The following is an 18,286-nucleotide window of genomic DNA, read 5'->3' on the forward strand; positions in this document are numbered from 1 at the left end:
CTGTTGAGGGGTCAACGGAACGCGGGCGAGAGGCGGCGGAGAGCGATGACTCACGGTATGCGAACGGACACCCCCAGTCCCTATCTCGATGGGGGGCGTGACTGGCGGGACTCCGCCACCCGCTACGCCCTGCTTCCCCTGCGCGTCTTTCTCGGCGTCACCTTCATCTACGCCGGCCTGGACAAACTCACCGACAGCGCGTTCATGGCCGACTCCGGCGCCGGCTCGGTCGGCGACATGATGCGCACTGTCCGGGACTCCTCGGCGATCCCGGCCCTCGTGGACCTGTCGCTGAAGAACCCCGTCGGTTTCGGCTACGCCATCGCCCTCGGTGAACTCGCCGTCGGTATCGGCACCTTGATCGGTCTGCTGGCCCGCCTCGCCGCCTTCGGTGGCGCCCTCATCTCCCTCAGCCTCTGGCTGACCGTGAGCTGGGCCGCCGATCCGTACTACTACGGCAACGATCTGATCTATCTGATGTCCTGGCTGCCGCTGGTGCTGGCAGGCGCCTCGGTCTTCTCTCTGGACGCGGCAATGAGGTCCAGGCGCAGGCAACGGGCCGGCGGTTATCGCTAGGACCTCCGACTGGGCTGACTCCCCTTCTCCGGCGCCGCCACCGGTTCCCGGCGTGACCTGCGGCGTCGCCGTACGGCGTGGGTCAGCAGAGCGACCGTGCCCGCGAGGCAGAGGCCGAATGCGACGACGGGGATGATCGCGAACCACGGCGTCTCCCACAGGCCGCCCGCGTCGCCTGCGTAGATGACACCCGCGAGGGTGAGGAAGCAACCCGCGACCAGCTTTCCCGGCTGGAACTCATGACGTCGCACGGGTCACCTCCGCCTGGCCGACGCCGACCTGGAGGTCGAGGTCGAGCGTGCCGCCGCTCTGGTCGGCGGTCGCGGGAGAGAGTGTCACGCTCTTGTGCTTGCCCGGCTGCACGTCCACGTCCTTCTTGTCGTCGCCCGGCAACTGGATGTCTCCGACGCCGACATCCACGGTCAGTTTCACGGTGACGCCCTTCGGGACGATCACCTTGAGTCGGCCCGCCCCCACCTCCGCTTTCGTCGACACCGTCTGGCCCTTGGCGAGGTCGAGGCGCCGCAGATCGAGGGTGCCCACGCCCGTGCCGAGGTCGTAGGACTCCTGTACGGCGGCCACGGTGGTCGGCGTCCAGTTCGTGCGCACCCAGTGGGTGCTGATGTCCTTCGGCAGCGCGGCGGAGCAGGCGAGCAGGCCCGCGGTGATCAGCGCGAGGAAGATCGAGCCCGCTCCCGTACGCCCCTTGAACGCGCTGATCGCGATGCCCAGGCCGAACACGATCAGCGCGCAGGCCAGGCCGGTCTGCAGGCTGGTGCCGAGCGTGTGCTCCTCCCACGTCAGGCTCGTGCCGAGGATGCCGGCGACGAGCGCCAGCACGAACACCCAGCCGCCGATCCAGCGTGGGCCGGACGGCTTGGGCTGCAGTGCCGTGCGTATGTCCGGGCGGCTGGTGCCCCGGGCGATGTTGAGTGCCGCTGACACGTCCCGGTCCCGTGCGTCCTGCGGTCCCCACAGATAGCCGGTACCGCCCACATGGGAGCCGTCCTTGACGATCGGGTCGCGCCACCAGGAGGGGTAGGAGGCGGGGACGGGCGGTGCCTGTGCCTCCGGCGGGGCGTCGGCGACGGCCTGGGCCGCGAGCGGGTCGGGGTCGGGGGCGCCGCGCTGCTGCGACCAGAACCCCGCGCCCGCCAGGAGCAGGGCGAGGACCACGGCGAAGGTCAGCACCCCGCCGTTGTTGAGCATCGAGAGGAACACCCCGCAGCCCACCAGGGCGAACAGCACGGCCGTCAGCGCCTGGCCGTCCACGCGGCCGGTCAGGAGCTTGCGTACCTCGTTCTCCTCGTCGTCGTCATACGGCACGAAGAGCCAGACGAAGCCGTAGAAGATGAGGCCGATGCCGCCGGTGGCGGCGAGTACCGAGAGCACGATCCGGAAGATCACCGGGTCCATGTCGCACTGGCGCCCCAGCCCGGCGCACACCCCGCCCAGCATCTTGTGGCGCCGGTCGCGGCGGAACTTGAGGGGCGTGCCGCCTGCGGTCGTCGCCGCCCCTGTCGTGACTTGGTCTTCGTGCGCGCGCGGCTCCTCACCCGTGGCGGGCGGCACGGCGTCCTGCGGCCCGGGGCCCGGGGGCGGGGCGGCCGGGCCGCGGACGGGGTCCGGCTCCGCCGCCGCGTGCTGGTGCTCTGTCATGCGTCCATGGTGACGGGCGGGGAGGCGCGGCGGCAGTCGGGATGACCCTGGCCGAACCCTGATTTCGGCCCTGAGGGGAGCGGGGGAGCTGTTCGATCGGCGGATTCTCGATGGGCAAGGGCGGGGTTTCTGAGGTTCAGACAGGGGTCCTGAGGCTCAGGCAGTCGTTTCTGAGGTTCAGACAGGGGGTCCTGAGGTTCAGGCAGTGGTTGCTGCGGTATCCGGCACCGGGTTCTCAAGGCTCAGCTATCTGGTTCTCAAGGCTCAGCCACCTGGTTCTCGAGACTCGGCGCCGGTCTCGCCAGGATCGGATATCGGTTTCTCGAAGATCAGGGGTGTCTCGGGGGCCGACCCTGATGCCCGGGCCCGCCGGGCGTGTGAACATCGATGGCATGCCGGAAGCCGCAGCCATTGCCCTGGACGTCCCGCGGCCCCCGCGCAAGCTCTACCGCAGCAGCGACGGACGCTGGCTCGGGGGCGTGGCGCGAGGGCTCGCCGGGCATCTCGGGCTGCCAGTGGTCTGGGTCCGGCTCACGTTCATCGGCCTGTTCATGGCGGACGGGCTGGGGGCGCTGCTGTATGCCGCGTTCTGGTTCTTCGTGCCGCTCGGCGTCGGCGGGGTGGGAGGAGCCGCCGGGGCCGCCGGCGGGCGTGCGCCGGGCATCTCCACCGAGACCGCTCCCGACGGCCGCCGCAGACTCGTGGCCAGAAAGCCGGACAAGGGGCAGATGGTCGCGCTGCTCCTCATGGTCGTCGTGGCCATGGTCTTCGTCGGCAATGTGAACCTGGGCGGCGGAGCGAAGGCGTATCTCTGGCCGACCGTGCTCGTCGGCGCGGGCGTCGCCTTGGTCTGGCGTCAGGCGGACAATGCGCGGCGGGCCCGCTGGGTCGAGGTCGGACGCCGTCGGCGCACGCTCACGCTGCTGCGTTCCGCGGCGGGCGTCCTGCTGGTCACCACCGGGGTGTCCGGGATATTCGTTCTCCAGGGCTCAGCCGCCCACCTCGGTTCCGTCCTCCAGGCGGCACTCGCGGTCCTGGTCGGCATAGCGCTGCTTGCCGGCCCCTATCTCGTACGCATGACACAGGACCTCTCCGAGGAGCGCCTGATGCGTATCCGCGCCCAGGAGCGGGCCGAAGTCGCCGCCCATGTCCATGACTCCGTGCTGCACACCCTGACCCTGATCCAGCGCAACGCGGACAATGGGAACGAGGTACGGCGACTGGCCCGCGCCCAGGAGCGCGACCTGCGCACCTGGCTCTACAAACCGGAGGGCACCGGGAAGGACGAGGCCGAGGAGCCCGACACCCTCGCCGAGGCGGTCCGGCGCAATGCCGCGGAGGTCGAGGACAAGCACGGCGTCCCCATCGAGGTCGTGGTCGTCGGCGACTGCCCCTTGGACGACGGCATTTCCGCGCAGATGCAGGCCGCGCGGGAAGCGATGGTGAACGCGGCCAAGTACGGTGGCGAGGGCGGCGCGGTACAGGTCTTCGCCGAAGTCGAGGGCACGACGGTGTTCGTGTCCGTCCGCGACCGCGGCCCCGGCTTCGACCTCGACGCGATACCCGCCGACCGCATGGGTGTCAGAGAATCGATCATCGGCCGTATGGAGCGCAACGGCGGTACGGCGCGGCTGCGCGCGGTGCCGGACGGCGGCACGGAGGTCGAGCTGGAGATGGAGAGGGCGGAGAGGACGTCATGAGTGACACGAACGGTCCTGTGGAGTCCGGCAGTTCTGCCGGTGCGGAGGAGACCCCTTCGGCCGCCGTCGCATCCGGAGAGGCCGCGAACGCGGCCGGGCCGGCCGCTGCCGGGAGCGGCCGGCATGCCAGGGTCGTGCTCGTCGACGACCACCGCATGTTCCGTACGGGAGTTCAGGCCGAGATCGGGGAGACCGAGCGGACCGGAGTCGAGGTCGTCGGCGAGGCCGCGGACGTCGACCAGGCGGTCACGGTCATCACGGCCACGCGGCCCGAGGTCGTGCTGCTCGACGTGCATCTGCCGGGCGGCGGTGGTGTTGAAGTCCTGCGCCGTTGCGCCCCGTTGATGGCCGACGCCGAGCAGCCGGTCCGCTTCCTCGCACTGTCCGTGTCGGACGCCGCGGAGGACGTCATCGGTGTGATCCGTGGCGGCGCCCGGGGCTATGTCACCAAGACGATCACCGGTACGGACCTCGTGGACTCCATCTTCCGCGTCCAGGACGGCGACGCGGTCTTCTCGCCGCGCCTGGCGGGGTTCGTCCTCGACGCGTTCGCCTCGACCGACGCCCCGCCGGTCGACGAGGACCTCGACCGTCTCACACAGCGCGAGCGCGAGGTCCTCCGCCTCATCGCCCGCGGCTATGCGTACAAGGAGATCGCCAAGCAGCTGTTCATCTCCGTCAAGACGGTCGAGTCCCATGTCTCGGCGGTACTGAGGAAGCTTCAGCTGTCGAACCGGCATGAGCTGACGCGGTGGGCCACGGCTCGTCGGCTGGTGTGAGCCGAGGACGCGGACGACGGTTCGGGGCGGCCCTCACGCCACCCGGGCAGCCCCCGCGAACGGCATCTGGTCGATCGGAGCCAGCCGCACCGGCACGCTCGGGTTGGGGGCGTGGATCATCTGGCCGTTGCCCACGTAGATGCCCACATGGCTGACGCCCGAGTAGAAGAACACCAGGTCACCCGGAAGGAGTTCGGAGCGTGAGACACGGCGGCCGGCGTTGATCTGGGCGTAGGTCGTACGGGGGAGCGCGATGCCCGCGGCGCGGTACGCGGCCTGGGAGAGGCCGGAGCAGTCGAAGGCGTCGGGCCCGGTGGCGCCCCACACGTAGGGGCTGCCGAGCTTCCCGTAGGCGTACGAGACGGCTGCTGCCGCACGGGAGTTGGGGGCGGCGACGGAACCAGCCGGGGGTACCGCGTTGGCCTGGTCCCGCGTCGAGGTGCGCGAAGCGCGGTCGCCCGGGTCTCCGGTCTCCCCGAACCGTGCGCGCTCTTCGTCGCTGAGCCGGCCCAACAGCTGCCGCGCCGCGTCGAGTTTCCCGTTGACCGTCTTCTTGTGCTGCTTCAGCTCTGCCTGCCGCGACTTGAGCGAGGCCAGCTCGACGTGCGCTGCCCCGCGCAACTGCTCGATCTCCCGCAGCTGCTGGCGGACCTTCTCCACGGCCGCTGCCTGCCTGCTGCCCGCGCGTTCGGCGAAGGCGGCACCTTCCAGGTACTGGCCGGGATCGTCGGACAGCGCGAGCTGCAGCGCCGGGTCGAGGCCGCCGCTGCGGTACTGCGAGGCGGCGATCGAACCCAGCGCGTCGCGCGCCGAGTTGAGGCGCTCTTCCTTGCGTGCCGCCTCGTCCTGGAGTATGCCCAGCCGCTCTGCCGCCTTGCCGGCCTTCTCCTTGGCGCCGTTGTACTTCTCGGTGGCGACCTCCGCCTCCTCGTACAACCTGTCGACCTTGGCCTTCACCTGCGCCGTCGACAACTGGGGCTCGGCGTACCCCGTCCCGTCGAAGGCGGTGGCAGTCGCCGCGCCCGCGAGGGCGATGGTCGCGGCTGTGCGGGCCTTGCTTCCGCCGAGCGAGCGCTGTCTGGGCTTGCGGTGCGCTGCCACGAGGGCGCCACATCCTTCCGTACGGCCGCCGGAGCGGAAGCCCGGCGGTCAGCGGTTACGCGTCCGGCGGCGGCCCGCACAGGGGTAGCGGGCCGCCGCCGGACCTTTTCGGCGGGGTGTCCGGTTGCCGCCCTTGGCCCGGGCGGCGACGGGGAGCCGGGCACCTGGTGGAGGACGCTAAACCTGAGCGTGATGGGTGGGTAACGCCATGTACACAATTGGCGCCAGTGGATCACTCGATGACCGTGAATGACCATAATTCCTGTCCGGTGACGCCGACTTCACGGAGTGTGATGACCGATGAGGCGAATCCGGGACAACCAGGCGTGCGACGGTGCTATGGGTTACATGGGGTGGGCCGGTGACAAGAGGGGCCGGGGTGGACGAATAGGCTCCGGCCTCATGGACGTACTCATCCATCTCTTCGTCGGCCTGCACATCATCGGCATCGCCTCGCTCCTCGGTGGCTTCCTCACCCAGATGAAGGCGATGGGCCAGGGCGCGGCCCGTTTCGTCCCCGCGATGCTGCATGGCGCGTTGACCATGCTGGTCACGGGTGTCGTGCTGGTCGGCCTCAACCAGGCGGACGACCAGCCGGTCAACAACATCAAGATCGGCGTGAAACTGGCGTTGCTGATCGTGATCCTGGGGCTCGTCTATGTGAAGCGCGACGACGAGCAGGTGGAGAAGGGTCTCTTCGGGCTCGTCGGGCTGCTGACGACGGCGAACATCTTCATCGCGGTGTTGTGGACCTGAGCGGTCTGGTTCTACGAGGTGTTGTGGACCTGAGTGGTCCGGTTCATCGCGGTGTTGTGGACCTGACGGCTCCGGCGGTCACCACCAGCCAGACGGCGACCGCGATCCACAGCAGTACCTCTCCCAGCCCGTCGGGCCACGAGACGTCCAGGGCTGCCGAGACCGCCAGAGCCGCCACCGCCGTCATCCCCAGGGGGAACACGGTCGCCCAGCGCCGCACGTCGTAGCGCAGGCGCGGCCGGGCCAGTTCCGCGCCGGCCAGGACGCAGTACCAGGCGAGGCCGAGGACGAGCAGGGCGGTGGTGACGGCGCGCAGGACGCCGTTGTCGTCGTCGTTCCACAAATACGCGTCGACGTCGTGTGCCGCGACGAGCTCGGCCCCGGCCAGCGCCGAGATGGCGAGCGCGCCACCCGCGACCCAGTGGTCCCCGGCGCCCGTCACCACCTCTCTGATGTCGAAGCGTGCGAACGCCACCCCGTAGAGCACGATTCCGAGCCAGAACAGCACCAGCGCGGCATGCGCGAGCCAGTCCGCGCCCACGGCGGCAGCGAGGGTGGCGCCCAGCACCGAAAGCCCCTGAGCGGCCACGCACACGGGGAACACCCCGCCCGGCATACGACGGCTCCAGTGCCGTACGACGACGAGGAGCAGCACCGGCCACAGCGCGGCGGACAGCGCGAGCAGGGCCTCGGCGGCCTCCTGCCACCCCAGCGCGGACAGCCGGGTGCCGAGGATGGTCGTCGCCGCGACGGCGGTGAGCGCGGGGAGCCCGCTCGCCTCAGCCGCCCAGCGCGACCGGTCCCGTACCAGCCGTACGGCGAAGTCCGCGGCGAGCGCGAGCCATCCGACGGACGCCAGGGCCAGTGCGGCACGGGACAGCGTCTCGTAGCCGGTCAGATGCAAGCCGAGCGAGATGATGCCGGTCCCCATGACGGCGGCACCGGCGGCGGGCGGCCGCCCGGCCCACCAGGCGCGGAGCTGGGAGATGGCTGGCATGCGCCCGATGCTAAGGAGCTTCGGGCGGGTTGCCCGCGGGGCACGCGCGTGCGGGGATGAAAACGCGGGGCACGCACGCGTGGAGCACGTTTTCGTGCTCCACGCGTGCGTGCCCCGCGGAAGGTGTCCGGAAGGTGGCGCGCGGGCGAGGCGTTACGCGGGCCGTACCACGCTGTGGATGGCCGACTCACCGTCGTAGAAGATCGACTCCTCGCGGACGTACGCACCCGGCTTCGGGGCGTGGATCATCATTCCGTTGCCTATGTAGAGGCCCACGTGGCTCACGTCGCCGTAGAAGAAGACCAGGTCCCCGGGCTGAGCGGCGGAGAGAGGGACGGTCGTGCCGGCCGTCACCTGGTCGTAGGTGACGCGCGGGAGGGTGACGCCGGCGGCTTTCCAGGCGGCCTGGGTGAGGCCCGAGCAGTCGTACGAGCCGGGGCCTGTGGCGCCCCACACGTACGGCTTGCCGACCTGGGCGCGGGCGAACGTGAGGGCCTTGGCCGCCTTCGTCGCGTACGCGGCGTCGGCGGTGGTGGTGGCCGAGCCGGGGGTGCCGGCAGGTGCGCTCGAGGGCGACTCCTGGGCTGCCTGCGCCGCGGCGTCGGCTGCTTCCTGCTCTGCCTGCTGCTGCTGCGCCAGCTCCGCCGCCTTGCGCTCGGCCGCCTTGCGCTGCTCCTCCTCGATCGCGGCGAGCCGCGCCTTCTCCTCGGCGGTCAGCTGCGAAAGCAGCTCGCGCGCCTGGGCGAGCTTCTGCTGGACGTCGGTCTTGGACGCCTGCAGGGCGCTCTGCGAGGTGGTCAGCGTCTCCAGGCTCTGGGAGGCCTCCGTACGCGCCTCGGTCGCGGCGGCCTGCTCCGTGACGTAGTCGTCGACAGCGGCCTTCTGGCGGGTTGTCAGACGGTCCATCAGCTGGGTCTGGTCGAAGTAGTCCTGCGGATTGTCGGCCAGCAGGAGGGAGGCGGTGTCGGGGGCCGCGGCCCCGGTGCGGTACTGCGCCGCGGCGTACGAGCCCAGCTCCTCACGCGCGGTGTTGAGCTTCTCCGCGCGCTGCGCGACGTCGTCGAGGAGGGTGTCGACCTTCTTGCGCTGCTTGGTGGTCTTCTCCTTGGCCGCGTTGTACTTGTCGGTGGCCGACTCGGCCTGCCGATAGAGGGCGTCGACCTTCTTCTCGACCTCTTCGAGGCTCGGCTTGGGCTCTTCGGAGGGCGTGGCGTTCGCCGTCTGGGAGAGCAGGGCCACGGACGTGAGGGCCGCTGTGGCGAGAGCGGGGGCCGTGCCCGCCACGCGCGAACCCGAGAACCATTTGCGTTGCGACGCCAAGGGAGGCGACTCCTTCCATCATCCGCCTACCGGGTTAGCTGTCGGGTTCGGGCGGGTGGTTCGGAAGGGTTGCCCTACGGTCCCTGCCCGACAAGGCAGTTGGACCGATTCACCCCAAGTTCGGTGGGTCCCCGGTTCCGGCTGCCACGAGGGCACACCGAATTCGGCGGAGGCCACCGCGGCCCGGCGACGTTCGCCGGTGGGGGTCGGGCGGCCTGATCAGCACGCTAGCCAACTCGTGCGGCTTCTGTGAAGGTTGATGTTCGAAATGCCCGATACGTTTTCGTGACCTTAGTCATGCGCTTCGCCGTCCGTTGTCAATTGGGAGGGGTATGGGGCGAGTTGCGTGGAGCGGTGGAGGGAGCGCACGTGAACCCGGAGGTTTGCCGTTCGCGGTGGGGGTTGCCGTGGACCCGTACGGCGAGACGGGGCGCGTGCCGGTCCGGCCGGTCGCTGAACGTGACGGCATGGTTCTGGAGGGGTACGAACTGGAGAGTACGAAGGTGGGTGGAGGCGCACGAAGGTGGAGGGCGGCCGGCTCCGGAAGATTCTCGGACGCTGAGCACCGTCACGAGTTCCGGTGGAGTTTTCGGGGTGGCGGCGGGGTGTCAGTGGGGCCGCCTAGACTCGGAGAGCGATGAGCAGCCTCTTTGATGACAGCTTCCTGGCGGACCTCAAGCCCTCGGGGGCTCATGAGGAAGAGCCCCCGCCGCCGCCCGAGGACGGAGCGGCCGAGCCGCTTCCGGACGACCTGTTCGGCGGCCGCTTCGACGCGCCGCCGAGCCGGGACGCGTACTACCGCGACGGCGCCCCGCGCCCCGTCGTGGACGCGGCCGCGCTCCTGGACGGGCTGAACGAGAACCAGCGGGCGGCCGTGGTGCACTCCGGCTCCCCTCTGCTCATCGTGGCCGGCGCGGGTTCCGGCAAGACCCGCGTGCTCACGCACCGGATCGCGTATCTGCTGGGCGAGCGCCAGGTCCACCCCGGCCAGATCCTCGCGATCACCTTCACCAACAAGGCCGCGGGCGAGATGAAGGAGCGCGTCGAGCACCTCGTCGGCCCGCGCGCCAACGCCATGTGGGTGATGACCTTCCACAGCGCGTGCGTACGGATCCTGCGCCGCGAGAGCAAGCGGCTCGGCTTCACGTCGTCGTTCTCGATCTACGACGCCGCCGACAGCAAGCGGCTCATGGCCCTGGTCTGCCGTGACCTGGACCTCGATCCGAAGCGTTTCCCGCCGAAGTCCTTCAGTGCCAAGATCTCGAACCTGAAGAACGAGCTGATCGACGAGGAGGACTTCGCAGCGCAGGCCACCGACGGCTTCGAGAAGACCCTCGCCCAGGCCTACGCCATGTACCAGTCGCGGCTGCGTGAGGCCAACGCGCTCGACTTCGACGACCTGATCATGACGACGGTCAACCTGCTGCGCGCCTTCCCGGACGTCGCCGAGCACTACCACCGCCGCTTCCGGCACGTCCTGGTGGACGAGTACCAGGACACCAACCACGCGCAGTACGCCCTGGTGCGCGAACTCGTCGGCACCTCCGAGCACCCCGTGGACGTTCCGCCCAGTGACCACGACCTGCCGCCCGCCGAGCTGTGCGTCGTGGGCGACGCCGACCAGTCGATCTATGCCTTCCGCGGCGCCACCATCCGCAACATCCTCCAGTTCGAGGAGGACTACCCGAACGCGACGACGATCCTCCTGGAGCAGAACTACCGCTCCACCCAGACGATCCTCAGCGCGGCCAACGCGGTCATCGAGCGCAACGAATCCCGCCGCCCCAAGAACCTGTGGACGAACGCGGGCGCGGGTTCGAACATCACCGGCTACGTCGCCGACACCGAGCACGACGAGGCCCAGTTCGTCGCCGACGAAATAGACCGTCTCACCGACGCGGGCGACGCCAAGGCCGGCGATGTCGCGGTCTTCTACCGTACGAACGCCCAGTCCCGTGTATTCGAAGAAGTCTTCATCCGCGTAGGCCTGCCGTACAAGGTCGTCGGCGGCGTCCGCTTCTACGAGCGCAAGGAGGTCCGGGACGTCCTCGCGTATCTGCGGGTGCTGTCCAACCCGGAGGACTCCGTTCCGCTGCGCCGGATTCTCAACGTCCCCAAGCGCGGCATCGGCGACCGCGCCGAGGCGATGATCGACGCCCTCTCACAGCGCGAGAAGATCAGCTTCCCGCAGGCGCTGCGACGCGTGGACGAGGCCTACGGGATGGCGGCCCGCTCCACGAACGCGGTCAAGCGGTTCAACACGCTGATGGAGGACCTGCGGACGATCGTCGAGTCGGGAGCGGGTCCGGCCACTGTCCTGGAGGCGGTACTGGAACGCACCGGCTACCTCGCGGAGCTGCAGGCCTCGACCGACCCGCAGGACGAGACCCGGATCGAGAACCTTCAGGAACTCGCCGCCGTCGCCCTGGAGTTCGAGCAGGAGACCGGCGAGGGGGAGACCCCGGGCGGGCTCTCGGCCTTCCTCGAGCGGGTCGCGCTCGTCGCCGACTCCGACCAGATCCCCGACGAGGAGGACGGCAACGGCGTCATCACCCTCATGACCCTGCACACCGCCAAGGGCCTCGAGTTCCCCGTGGTGTTCCTGACGGGCATGGAGGACGGCGTCTTCCCGCACATGCGCGCGCTGGGACAGGCCAAGGAGCTGGAGGAGGAGCGGCGCCTCGCGTACGTCGGCATCACGCGCGCGCGGGAGCGGCTGTATCTGACGCGGTCGTCCCTGCGCAGTGCGTGGGGGCAGCCCTCGTACAACCCGCCGTCCCGCTTCCTGGAGGAGATCCCGGACGCCCACCTGGACTGGAAGCGCACGGGTGCGATGGGTCCCGCCTCGTCGAGCCCCGTGTCGGGCGTGGCGGCTTCACTGTCGTCCTCGCTGTCGGCCTCACGTTCGCGGTCCGCGGCCTCGGGTGCCTCCGGTTTCGCGACGCGGCGCGGGATCGCGGAGAAGCCGGTGGTGTCGCTGGCGGTCGGCGACCGGGTCACGCACGACCAGTTCGGCCTGGGCACGGTCGTCGAGGTGAAGGGCACGGGCGCGAACGCCGAGGCGACGGTCGACTTCGGGGAGCCCAAGCCGAAGCGGCTGCTGCTGCGGTACGCGCCGGTGGAGAAGCTGTAGGTATGTAGGTATGTAGGTATGTAGGTATGTAGGCGCGGGGGCGAGGGGTGGGGGCTGGCGGTCACGTCTTGGGTTGGTTTGGTTGGGTCCGGGCCGGGCCGGGACCTGGTGGCTGTGTCGGGTCTGGGCCGGGCGGGGGTCTGGTGGTTACGTCGGGTCCGGCGCGGACGGGGATCCCGTGGCTGTGTCGGGCACGGGCCAGGTGGGGATCTGGTGGTCACGTCGGTCCGGGGCCAGGAGGGGACGCGGTGGTTACGTCGGGTCCAGGCCGTGGCTGCGCAGCCATGACAGCGGGTCGATCGCCGAGCCGCCTGCAGGGCGGACCTCGAAGTGCAGGTGCGGGCCGGTGGAGTTGCCGGAGTTCCCGGAGTTCGCGATCGGGTCACCGGCCTTCACGGTCGTGCCGGACGCGACCTGGTAGCTGGAGAGATGGCAGTACCACGTCTCCGTGCCGTCCATCGCGGTCACGATCATCATGTTGCCGTAGGCGCTGTTCCACTGCGTCCGGACGGTCCCGTCGGTCGCGGCCATAACCGTCGTGCCGTACGGCACCGGGAAGTCGATGCCTGTGTGGATCGACATCCAGTTGACGCCCGCCTGGCCGAAGTACGCGCTGAGCCCGTGCTGCGCCACCGGCAGCGCGAACTTCGGACGAAGCCGCTCCTTGGTCGCGGCCGCCTCCGCCGCCTTCTTGCGCTGTGCTTCCTGCTCGGCTTCGAGGTCGATACGTTCCTGCGTGCGGCTCGCCCGGTCGGCGAAGTCGTCGGCGCCCGCGGAGAGACTCTCGAGCTGAGTGTCCAGCTTGTTGTTCGCGGTGGACGGTTTCACCTCGGTCGCGGAAGACGCGCTGAGCGTCTGACCCTGGGTCTCGTCCCCGTCGACGCTGACCACCGAGGCGGCGGCGATCCCCGCGACCCCCATCACACAGGCTGAGGGAACGGCCACGGTCAGCAGCGCGGAACGTTTCGCAGGGCTACGGCGACGGGAGCGGGCGGCGGACCGCGACACGGATCGCGGGGCCAGGATCACTTCTTCCATGTCGTCGAGCAGCAGCGACGCCTCGGGCTCGTCGCCTGCGTCATGACTGTCGGCCGGACCCTCGAACTTCTCCTCCGCGGCGGCGGGTTGCTCGTGCTGGACCTGCTCGAAGGTCGCGGTCGCCGACTGGTCGAGGGGTTCGGGCTCGGACTGATGCTGATGCTCGTAGGACTCGGGCTGCGGGTGTTCGTGTTCGTATGTGTCGTGGCCACCGGCGGTGTTCCACTGCGTGGCGTCGTACGCGCCCGTGTCCTGGGTGGGTGCGCTCCACTGCTGGGTCCGGTCGGCCGGCTGCTCGGGATGGAGCCAGGCGTTCGCGTCCCACTGGCCCGAGGCGTCCGGGTTGGGGTGCTGCGCGGGAACGTCGGCGAGCTGCTGGTAGCCGGCCGCCCACGTCGTCGTTTCATAGCTGCCCGTGTCGTAGGCGGCCTGGTGCTGCGCCGCGTACGGGTCGTAGTTCAGCGTCTGGTGGCTGCCGGTGCTCAGCGTCTGGTGGCCGCCGGTGCTCCACTGCGTGGCGTCGTACGAACCCGTGCCGTCGCCCGGCATGTCGCCGAAGAGGGGGTCGGTCGCGAAGCTCGCCGTTTCGAAAGCTGCGGTCTCGAAGGCCGGCGTTCCGAAGTGCCCGGTCGCATATGCGGCGTTGGAGCCCGTTTCAAAACCGGTGGCGGGGTAACCGTCGTACGTGGTGAAGTCGCCGTACTGGGCTTCCTGCCCGCTGTGCGACGCGTAAGGCGTCGGGGCGGCATCGGAAGCCGTGGCCGGGGGAGTGGCAATCCCCGACGGAGGACGGTCGTTCACCAACTTCTCTTTCGCCGACAACAGGGGCTGGCAGAGCAGTGCGGTGACTGTACCCGGCAGTACGCGCGCGCGACAATCTTCCGCAGGTTTCCCCGTCGCAGGAAACGGGCATTCGGCGGTGTTTCGGGGGACTGTGGGCACGGCTTTGGCCTGGCGTTCGACCATCGTTCGATTCTGGACGGCTGTCCGCCCGCTGTCAGCTCGCTCTCGGCCGGCTGTCGGGGCCCACTTCGCCCGCTCTCGGCCGGCTGTCGGGGGCCACTTCCCCCCACTCCCGGTTCCTCTCCCCCCTCTCTTCTCTCCCGGGTGACTGGCACACCGGCGTCAGGCGACGGTGAGGCCGCCGCTGGTGTGAACGGCGGCCGGGACCGGCTGTTCCGGGGTGTCCAACGCCTGCCGTATGCCGGTCGCGACGGCGGGATGCACGGTCAGGGCGAGATGGCCGACACCGCTCACCCGTACGTTCTGTGCGAGCAGGTCCGGGTGATTGACGCAGGCCGTCTCCAGCGGATCCATGAGCTGGTCGAGGTCGCTCCAGAAGCTCACGAAACGCGTGCGGCAGCCCGGCGCCGGCCTGCGCAGTTCCTCGATCACTTCGGAGCCCGGGCGCATCTGACGGACGATCGGATGTGCGTTCATCAATGGGGCCACGCGGGTTCCCGAGTGCGGTGTGCCGAGCGTGACGAGGGTGCGCACGTGCGCGTCGCCGCCGAGGCACTGCACGTAGTAACGCGCGATCAGTCCGCCGAGGCTGTGCCCGACGATGTCCACGCGGTCCTGGCCCGTGCGCTCGCAGATCTCCACTATGTGCCGGCCGAGCAGCTCCGCGGCGGTGCGGATGTCGCATGTCAGGGGCGAGTAGTTGAGGGACTCGATGTGCTGCCTGCCGTGCTGGGCGAGGCTGCGGCGCAGCAGGACGAAGACCGAGCGGTTGTCTATGAAGCCGTGCAGGAGGACGACCGGGGGCTTGGCCTCGGTGGGTAGCCGTGTGGCCTCCGGTGAGGGAAGCGTGGGGGTGGCGCGGCGCTCCTGGGCCACGCCTGATGGGTAGAGGAGGAGGTGTCCGGCGAGGATCGCGATCTCCAGGGCTGTCGCCTTCAGGAGAACCATCGAGAGGCCTGCCAGCCTGCTCGGAAACAGGCGCTGGCAGAGGGGAAGAAAGGGCAACGCTGCCCTGGTGACCTTCATGGCCGACCTCCTGTCGGCACGCGGAGGGCAGCTCTGTCCCCCGTGTGCACTCGTGGAGAGTCGCGTTTGCCGGTGGTGACTCGGTCGACGTCGGCTCGAACTCGGCAGGGTGCCGGGTCGAGGCCGGCCGATCCCGGCTCGACGCCGGGCCCGGTTCGGCTCGGCGGTCGTTCGGCCGGTGTCGGTGGTGTCGCGACGATACGTCTGTGGCGCGTGGGGCGCCGGTGACGCGACGGGGGGCCGTTCCGTCGGGGTGACGTGGGTTCCTGTCTTCGCCGGCTGTGCGGCGGCGGGCTCCTCCGGCGTGCGGTGGGGCCCTCGGTCCTCGTCGTCCTCGTACGGGGCTGGCTCCCCGCTGTCGTGCAATCGTCGTGCCATCGCCGATGTGCCCCACCACCGCGGTGTCCCGCTGACGACGCCGTGGTGCGGCCACCTGATAGCGGCTCTCCTTGCGCGGACTCCGGCCGGGGCCCATGCGCCGCGGGTCCATGCGGTGCGTGTGCCGCAAAAACCCGGAGCGGTGCGCGGCTAACTTGTCCCACGTGTGATTTCCCCCTCGGTACCCACCGCGAAACTGCCGGTTGCGGGATGCTGGGGATAACGTTCGTTCACTTCGTCGGCCGATGCGGGGGCCGGGCGCCTGTGCGGTGGGCGCCGCGTGTGGTGTGCGGCTGGTCCGTGCATGGTCTGCTGAGCGATGCAATGTGCAATAGCTGTCCGTGTGTGTTGGTGCAGGTTCGTGTAGTCGGTTCATGGAGGCAGTGATGGGTGTGGCAGCCGGTCCGATCCGCGTGGTGGTGGCCAAGCCGGGGCTCGACGGCCACGATCGCGGGGCCAAGGTGATCGCGCGGGCGCTGCGCGACGCCGGTATGGAGGTCATCTACACCGGGCTCCATCAGACTCCCGAGCAGATCGTCGACACCGCGATCCAGGAGGACGCCGACGCGATCGGTCTCTCGATCCTGTCCGGCGCCCACAACACGCTGTTCTCGGCCGTCATCGACCTCCTCAAGGAGCGCGAGGCGGACGACATCAAGGTCTTCGGCGGCGGGATCATTCCCGAGGCGGACATCGCTCCTCTCAAGGAGAAGGGGGTCGCGGAGATCTTCACCCCGGGGGCGACCACCGGGTCGATCGTGGACTGGGTGCGGGCGAATGTTCGGCAGCCTGCCGGCGCGTAGGGCTGGCGGGGGCGCCTTGTGCGGGTGGGTGCGGGTGCGTGCTAGCCGGGGGTAGCTGTGCGGTGCGTGTGCGTGCTGGCCGCTGCCGGTGCCGGTGCGGGTGCGGGTGTCGTCCGGTGGGTGGGTCGGGGGCGTGCCGGTACGTCCCGCCCGTCGCCGCCGGATCAGGCGTCGGGCAGGGGTGTGGGGGTCCGGTGACGCGGGCGTACGCGACGGGCATCTGGACGTACCGGCACGCCCCCTTCCGCCGTCATTCGGCTGCCGCTGCGGGGGTCGCAGCAACATTTTCCAGCTCCGGTGGGCAGTCCTCATCTCTTCAGCCCCGGCGGGGCTGAGATCTTTGGCCCGTCCGGCCCGTCCGGTCCGTCCGGGTCGTTGACGAGCCCTATGGGCGTTTGGAGGGGGCAAGGAAACTCCTCTACGTCGAGGTGGGCGGGGTGAGTTCTTTGGTCATCGTGGTGCGTAGGCGGAGGGTGGTGACGAGGCGTTGGAAGGCCTCGGACCAGTAGCTGCCGGCGCCGGGGGCGGCGTGCTCCGGTTCGTCGGGAACGCCCGTGAGCGCTTCGAGTCGTACGGCCTCGGCAGGGTCGAGGCAACGCTCGGCCAGCCCCATGACCCCACTGAAGCTCCAGGGGTAACTTCCCGCGTCCCGCGCGATATCGAGCGCGTCGACCACCGCCCGCCCCAAGCTCCCCGTCCAGGGCACCGCACACACCCCGAGCAACTGAAACGCCTCGGACAACCCGTGCGTGCCGATGAACCCGGCCACCCACTCCGCCCGCTCGGCCGAGCCCAACGTGGCGAGGAGTTTCGACCGCTCCGCCAGGGACACCGCTCCGGGCCCCCCGGCCTCAGGGGCGGAGGGCGCCCCGAGGAGGGCCCTGGACCACCCCGGATCCCGCTGCCGCACCGCGGCCCGGCACCACGCGGCGTGCAGCTCGCCCTGCCAGTCGTCCGCCACGGGCAGCGCGACGATGTCATCCGGAGTACGCCCGCCCAGCCGTCGCGGCCAGGTCGAGAGTGGTGCCGCTTCGACCAACTGGCCCAGCCACCAGGACCGTTCACCTCGCCCGGCGGGCGCCTTCGGCACCACGCCGTCCCGCTCCATGCCGGGGTCGCACTCATGCGGTGCCTCGACCACGATCGTGGGGGTGCCCCGGGTTCGGTCGACAGCCACGCAGGAACCCGCTCGGGCAGCCATCCGCGCGGCGAGCGCTGATTCCGGCAGTGCGGACAGCAACTCGGCCGCCGTCGCCCGCACGTTGCGGCTCCGGTCGGCGAGCGCCTGTTCCAGGAAAGGCTCGTCGGCAGCGCCCAGCTTTGACCGCAGTGAGTCGAGGAACATCAGTCGGTCCTCGGCCCGCTCGGTCGCCCATGTCGTGGTGAGCAGTTCGCGTGCGGCGGCCGGCTGTCGGGTCCGTATCGCCGTGAGCAGCGCGACCCGCTCGGCGAACAGGCCTTCCTGCCAGAGCTGTTGTACGCGCTCGGGCTCAGCGGAGTCCGGGAGCGCCGTGCCGCCGCCCGGCATGGAGCGCAGTGCGAAGCGCCATTCCGGGTTCAGCCGTGCCAGCCACAGGGCGCGCGGCCCGGCGAAGGTCAGCGCGGCCGGGCGTAGATCCGTCCGGCCCCGGGCCGTGTCCAGGAGCGCGGGCAGGGCTTGCGGGGGTGCCGCGAACCCGTGCGCATTGGCCAGGGCGAGCCACTGCGGCAGCAGCTCCATGAGATCAGGTGCCGTTCCTCTGCGGCTGCCGCCTCCGGTGCCGGGCCGGTCCGCCAGGAGCAGTGTGAGTCTGTGGGCCGCGGCGGCCGGCAGGGGCGGGCGTGGATCCGGCGCCGCCGGGTCGGGCCGGGATGCCGCACGTGCCGGCCGCACCCCGGCCCGCCGCCGCAGCGTCTCCACCGCGGCCACGTCCAGGAGGGCCGTCGGTGCGTCCTGTCCCGGCCCGCACCCTGGAGGCGTACGCCGCTCGGTTCCGAGCAGCGCCACGGTGACGAGGTCCTCCCAGCAGTTCCCGGCGGACGCTCCCGGTGGAGCAGAGGTCGTGTTCATGAGCGTC

General features: G+C 70.1%; 14 protein-coding genes and 1 riboswitch. Of the genes, 6 read left to right on the forward strand and 8 right to left on the reverse strand.

Annotated features, from left to right (window positions below; genetic code table 11):
• The first annotated feature begins 45 nt into the window (after nucleotides 1-45).
• The gene (locus ACFYPC_RS21065) at nucleotides 46-576 is read left to right on the forward strand and encodes a DoxX family protein (protein ID WP_388678264.1); all 531 of its coding nucleotides are present in this window, start codon (nucleotides 46-48) and stop codon (nucleotides 574-576) included.
• Here ACFYPC_RS21065 and ACFYPC_RS21070 read toward each other — a convergent pair.
• Both ACFYPC_RS21070 and ACFYPC_RS21075 read right to left on the reverse strand, forming a co-directional pair.
• A complete protein-coding gene (locus tag ACFYPC_RS21070) occupies nucleotides 573-827 on the reverse strand; it encodes a hypothetical protein (RefSeq protein WP_388678267.1) in 255 nt (84 codons plus the stop codon). The genes ACFYPC_RS21065 and ACFYPC_RS21070 overlap by 4 nt on opposite strands.
• Complete coding sequence (locus ACFYPC_RS21075; protein WP_388678270.1) at nucleotides 814-2,235, reverse strand: PspC domain-containing protein; 1,422 nt, start codon at nucleotides 2,233-2,235, stop codon at nucleotides 814-816. Before ACFYPC_RS21075 ends, ACFYPC_RS21070 begins: the two co-directional genes overlap by 14 nt.
• Nucleotides 2,236-2,591: 356 nt before the next feature.
• Here ACFYPC_RS21075 and ACFYPC_RS21080 point away from each other — a divergent pair, with 356 nt between their 5' ends.
• Both ACFYPC_RS21080 and ACFYPC_RS21085 read left to right on the forward strand, forming a co-directional pair.
• Nucleotides 2,592-3,935, forward strand: a complete 1,344-nt coding sequence (locus ACFYPC_RS21080) for a PspC domain-containing protein (RefSeq protein WP_388678271.1) — start codon at nucleotides 2,592-2,594, stop codon at nucleotides 3,933-3,935.
• Nucleotides 3,932-4,714 (forward strand): LuxR C-terminal-related transcriptional regulator, encoded by a 783-nt coding sequence (locus ACFYPC_RS21085; RefSeq protein WP_388678273.1) that lies wholly within the window; start codon nucleotides 3,932-3,934, stop codon nucleotides 4,712-4,714. Before ACFYPC_RS21080 ends, ACFYPC_RS21085 begins: the two co-directional genes overlap by 4 nt.
• Before the next feature lie 33 nt (nucleotides 4,715-4,747).
• Here ACFYPC_RS21085 and ACFYPC_RS21090 read toward each other — a convergent pair whose 3' ends face one another.
• On the reverse strand, nucleotides 4,748-5,815 hold the full coding sequence (locus ACFYPC_RS21090; RefSeq protein WP_388678276.1) for an NlpC/P60 family protein: 1,068 nt from the start codon (nucleotides 5,813-5,815) through the stop codon (nucleotides 4,748-4,750).
• Between the two features lie 402 nt (nucleotides 5,816-6,217).
• On the opposite strand from ACFYPC_RS21090, the gene ACFYPC_RS21095 reads away from it, so the two are divergent.
• Complete coding sequence (locus tag ACFYPC_RS21095; protein WP_388678278.1) at nucleotides 6,218-6,571, forward strand: hypothetical protein; 354 nt, start codon at nucleotides 6,218-6,220, stop codon at nucleotides 6,569-6,571.
• Between the two features lie 43 nt (nucleotides 6,572-6,614).
• Here ACFYPC_RS21095 and ACFYPC_RS21100 read toward each other — a convergent pair whose 3' ends face one another.
• Both ACFYPC_RS21100 and ACFYPC_RS21105 read right to left on the reverse strand, forming a co-directional pair.
• Entirely contained in the window at nucleotides 6,615-7,568 is a 954-nt protein-coding gene (locus tag ACFYPC_RS21100; RefSeq protein WP_388678281.1) for a tellurite resistance/C4-dicarboxylate transporter family protein, read from the reverse strand.
• A 153-nt stretch (nucleotides 7,569-7,721) separates the two neighbouring features.
• Nucleotides 7,722-8,888 carry an NlpC/P60 family protein gene (locus ACFYPC_RS21105; RefSeq protein ID WP_388678284.1) on the reverse strand — a complete coding sequence of 389 codons (1,167 nt, stop codon included), beginning with the start codon at nucleotides 8,886-8,888 and terminating at the stop codon, nucleotides 7,722-7,724.
• A gap of 7 nt (nucleotides 8,889-8,895) precedes the next feature.
• A riboswitch (cyclic di-AMP (ydaO/yuaA leader) is annotated at nucleotides 8,896-9,067 on the reverse strand.
• Between the two features lie 458 nt (nucleotides 9,068-9,525).
• Here ACFYPC_RS21105 and pcrA point away from each other — a divergent pair.
• The gene (pcrA, locus tag ACFYPC_RS21110; RefSeq protein WP_388678286.1) at nucleotides 9,526-12,021 is read left to right on the forward strand and encodes a DNA helicase PcrA; all 2,496 of its coding nucleotides are present in this window, start codon (nucleotides 9,526-9,528) and stop codon (nucleotides 12,019-12,021) included.
• Nucleotides 12,022-12,273: 252 nt separating this feature from the next.
• Here the strand turns inward: pcrA and ACFYPC_RS21115 are convergent, their stop codons facing one another.
• Nucleotides 12,274-13,860 carry a peptidoglycan DD-metalloendopeptidase family protein gene (locus ACFYPC_RS21115; RefSeq protein WP_388678288.1) on the reverse strand — a complete coding sequence of 529 codons (1,587 nt, stop codon included), beginning with the start codon at nucleotides 13,858-13,860 and terminating at the stop codon, nucleotides 12,274-12,276.
• A gap of 324 nt (nucleotides 13,861-14,184) precedes the next feature.
• Complete coding sequence (locus tag ACFYPC_RS21120) at nucleotides 14,185-15,048, reverse strand: esterase/lipase family protein (protein WP_388678291.1); 864 nt, start codon at nucleotides 15,046-15,048, stop codon at nucleotides 14,185-14,187.
• A gap of 764 nt (nucleotides 15,049-15,812) precedes the next feature.
• Between ACFYPC_RS21120 and ACFYPC_RS21125 the strand changes: the two genes are divergently transcribed.
• Nucleotides 15,813-16,229, forward strand: a complete 417-nt coding sequence (locus tag ACFYPC_RS21125; protein ID WP_388678294.1) for a cobalamin B12-binding domain-containing protein — start codon at nucleotides 15,813-15,815, stop codon at nucleotides 16,227-16,229.
• A 418-nt stretch (nucleotides 16,230-16,647) separates the two neighbouring features.
• On the opposite strand, the gene ACFYPC_RS21130 is transcribed toward ACFYPC_RS21125, so the two are convergent.
• Entirely contained in the window at nucleotides 16,648-18,279 is a 1,632-nt protein-coding gene (locus tag ACFYPC_RS21130) for a DUF5691 domain-containing protein (RefSeq protein ID WP_388678297.1), read from the reverse strand.
• Nucleotides 18,280-18,286: the final 7 nt, after the last annotated feature.

This window comes from Streptomyces sp. NPDC005808 (genome assembly GCF_042871385.1).
Taxonomy (GTDB): Bacteria; Actinomycetota; Actinomycetes; order Streptomycetales; family Streptomycetaceae; genus Streptomyces.

Coding starts and splice junctions, on each gene's coding strand:
- ACFYPC_RS21065 (WP_388678264.1), top strand. CDS start 46: ATGACTCACGGTATGCGAACGGACACCCCCAGTCCCTATCTCGATGGG.
- ACFYPC_RS21075 (WP_388678270.1), bottom strand. CDS start 2,235: ATGACAGAGCACCAGCACGCGGCGGCGGAGCCGGACCCCGTCCGCGGC.
- ACFYPC_RS21080 (WP_388678271.1), top strand. CDS start 2,592: ATGCCCGGGCCCGCCGGGCGTGTGAACATCGATGGCATGCCGGAAGCC.
- ACFYPC_RS21085 (WP_388678273.1), top strand. CDS start 3,932: ATGAGTGACACGAACGGTCCTGTGGAGTCCGGCAGTTCTGCCGGTGCG.
- ACFYPC_RS21095 (WP_388678278.1), top strand. CDS start 6,218: ATGGACGTACTCATCCATCTCTTCGTCGGCCTGCACATCATCGGCATC.
- ACFYPC_RS21100 (WP_388678281.1), bottom strand. CDS start 7,568: ATGCCAGCCATCTCCCAGCTCCGCGCCTGGTGGGCCGGGCGGCCGCCC.
- pcrA (WP_388678286.1), top strand. CDS start 9,526: ATGAGCAGCCTCTTTGATGACAGCTTCCTGGCGGACCTCAAGCCCTCG.
- ACFYPC_RS21120 (WP_388678291.1), bottom strand. CDS start 15,048: ATGAAGGTCACCAGGGCAGCGTTGCCCTTTCTTCCCCTCTGCCAGCGC.
- ACFYPC_RS21125 (WP_388678294.1), top strand. CDS start 15,813: ATGGGTGTGGCAGCCGGTCCGATCCGCGTGGTGGTGGCCAAGCCGGGG.
- ACFYPC_RS21130 (WP_388678297.1), bottom strand. CDS start 18,279: ATGAACACGACCTCTGCTCCACCGGGAGCGTCCGCCGGGAACTGCTGG.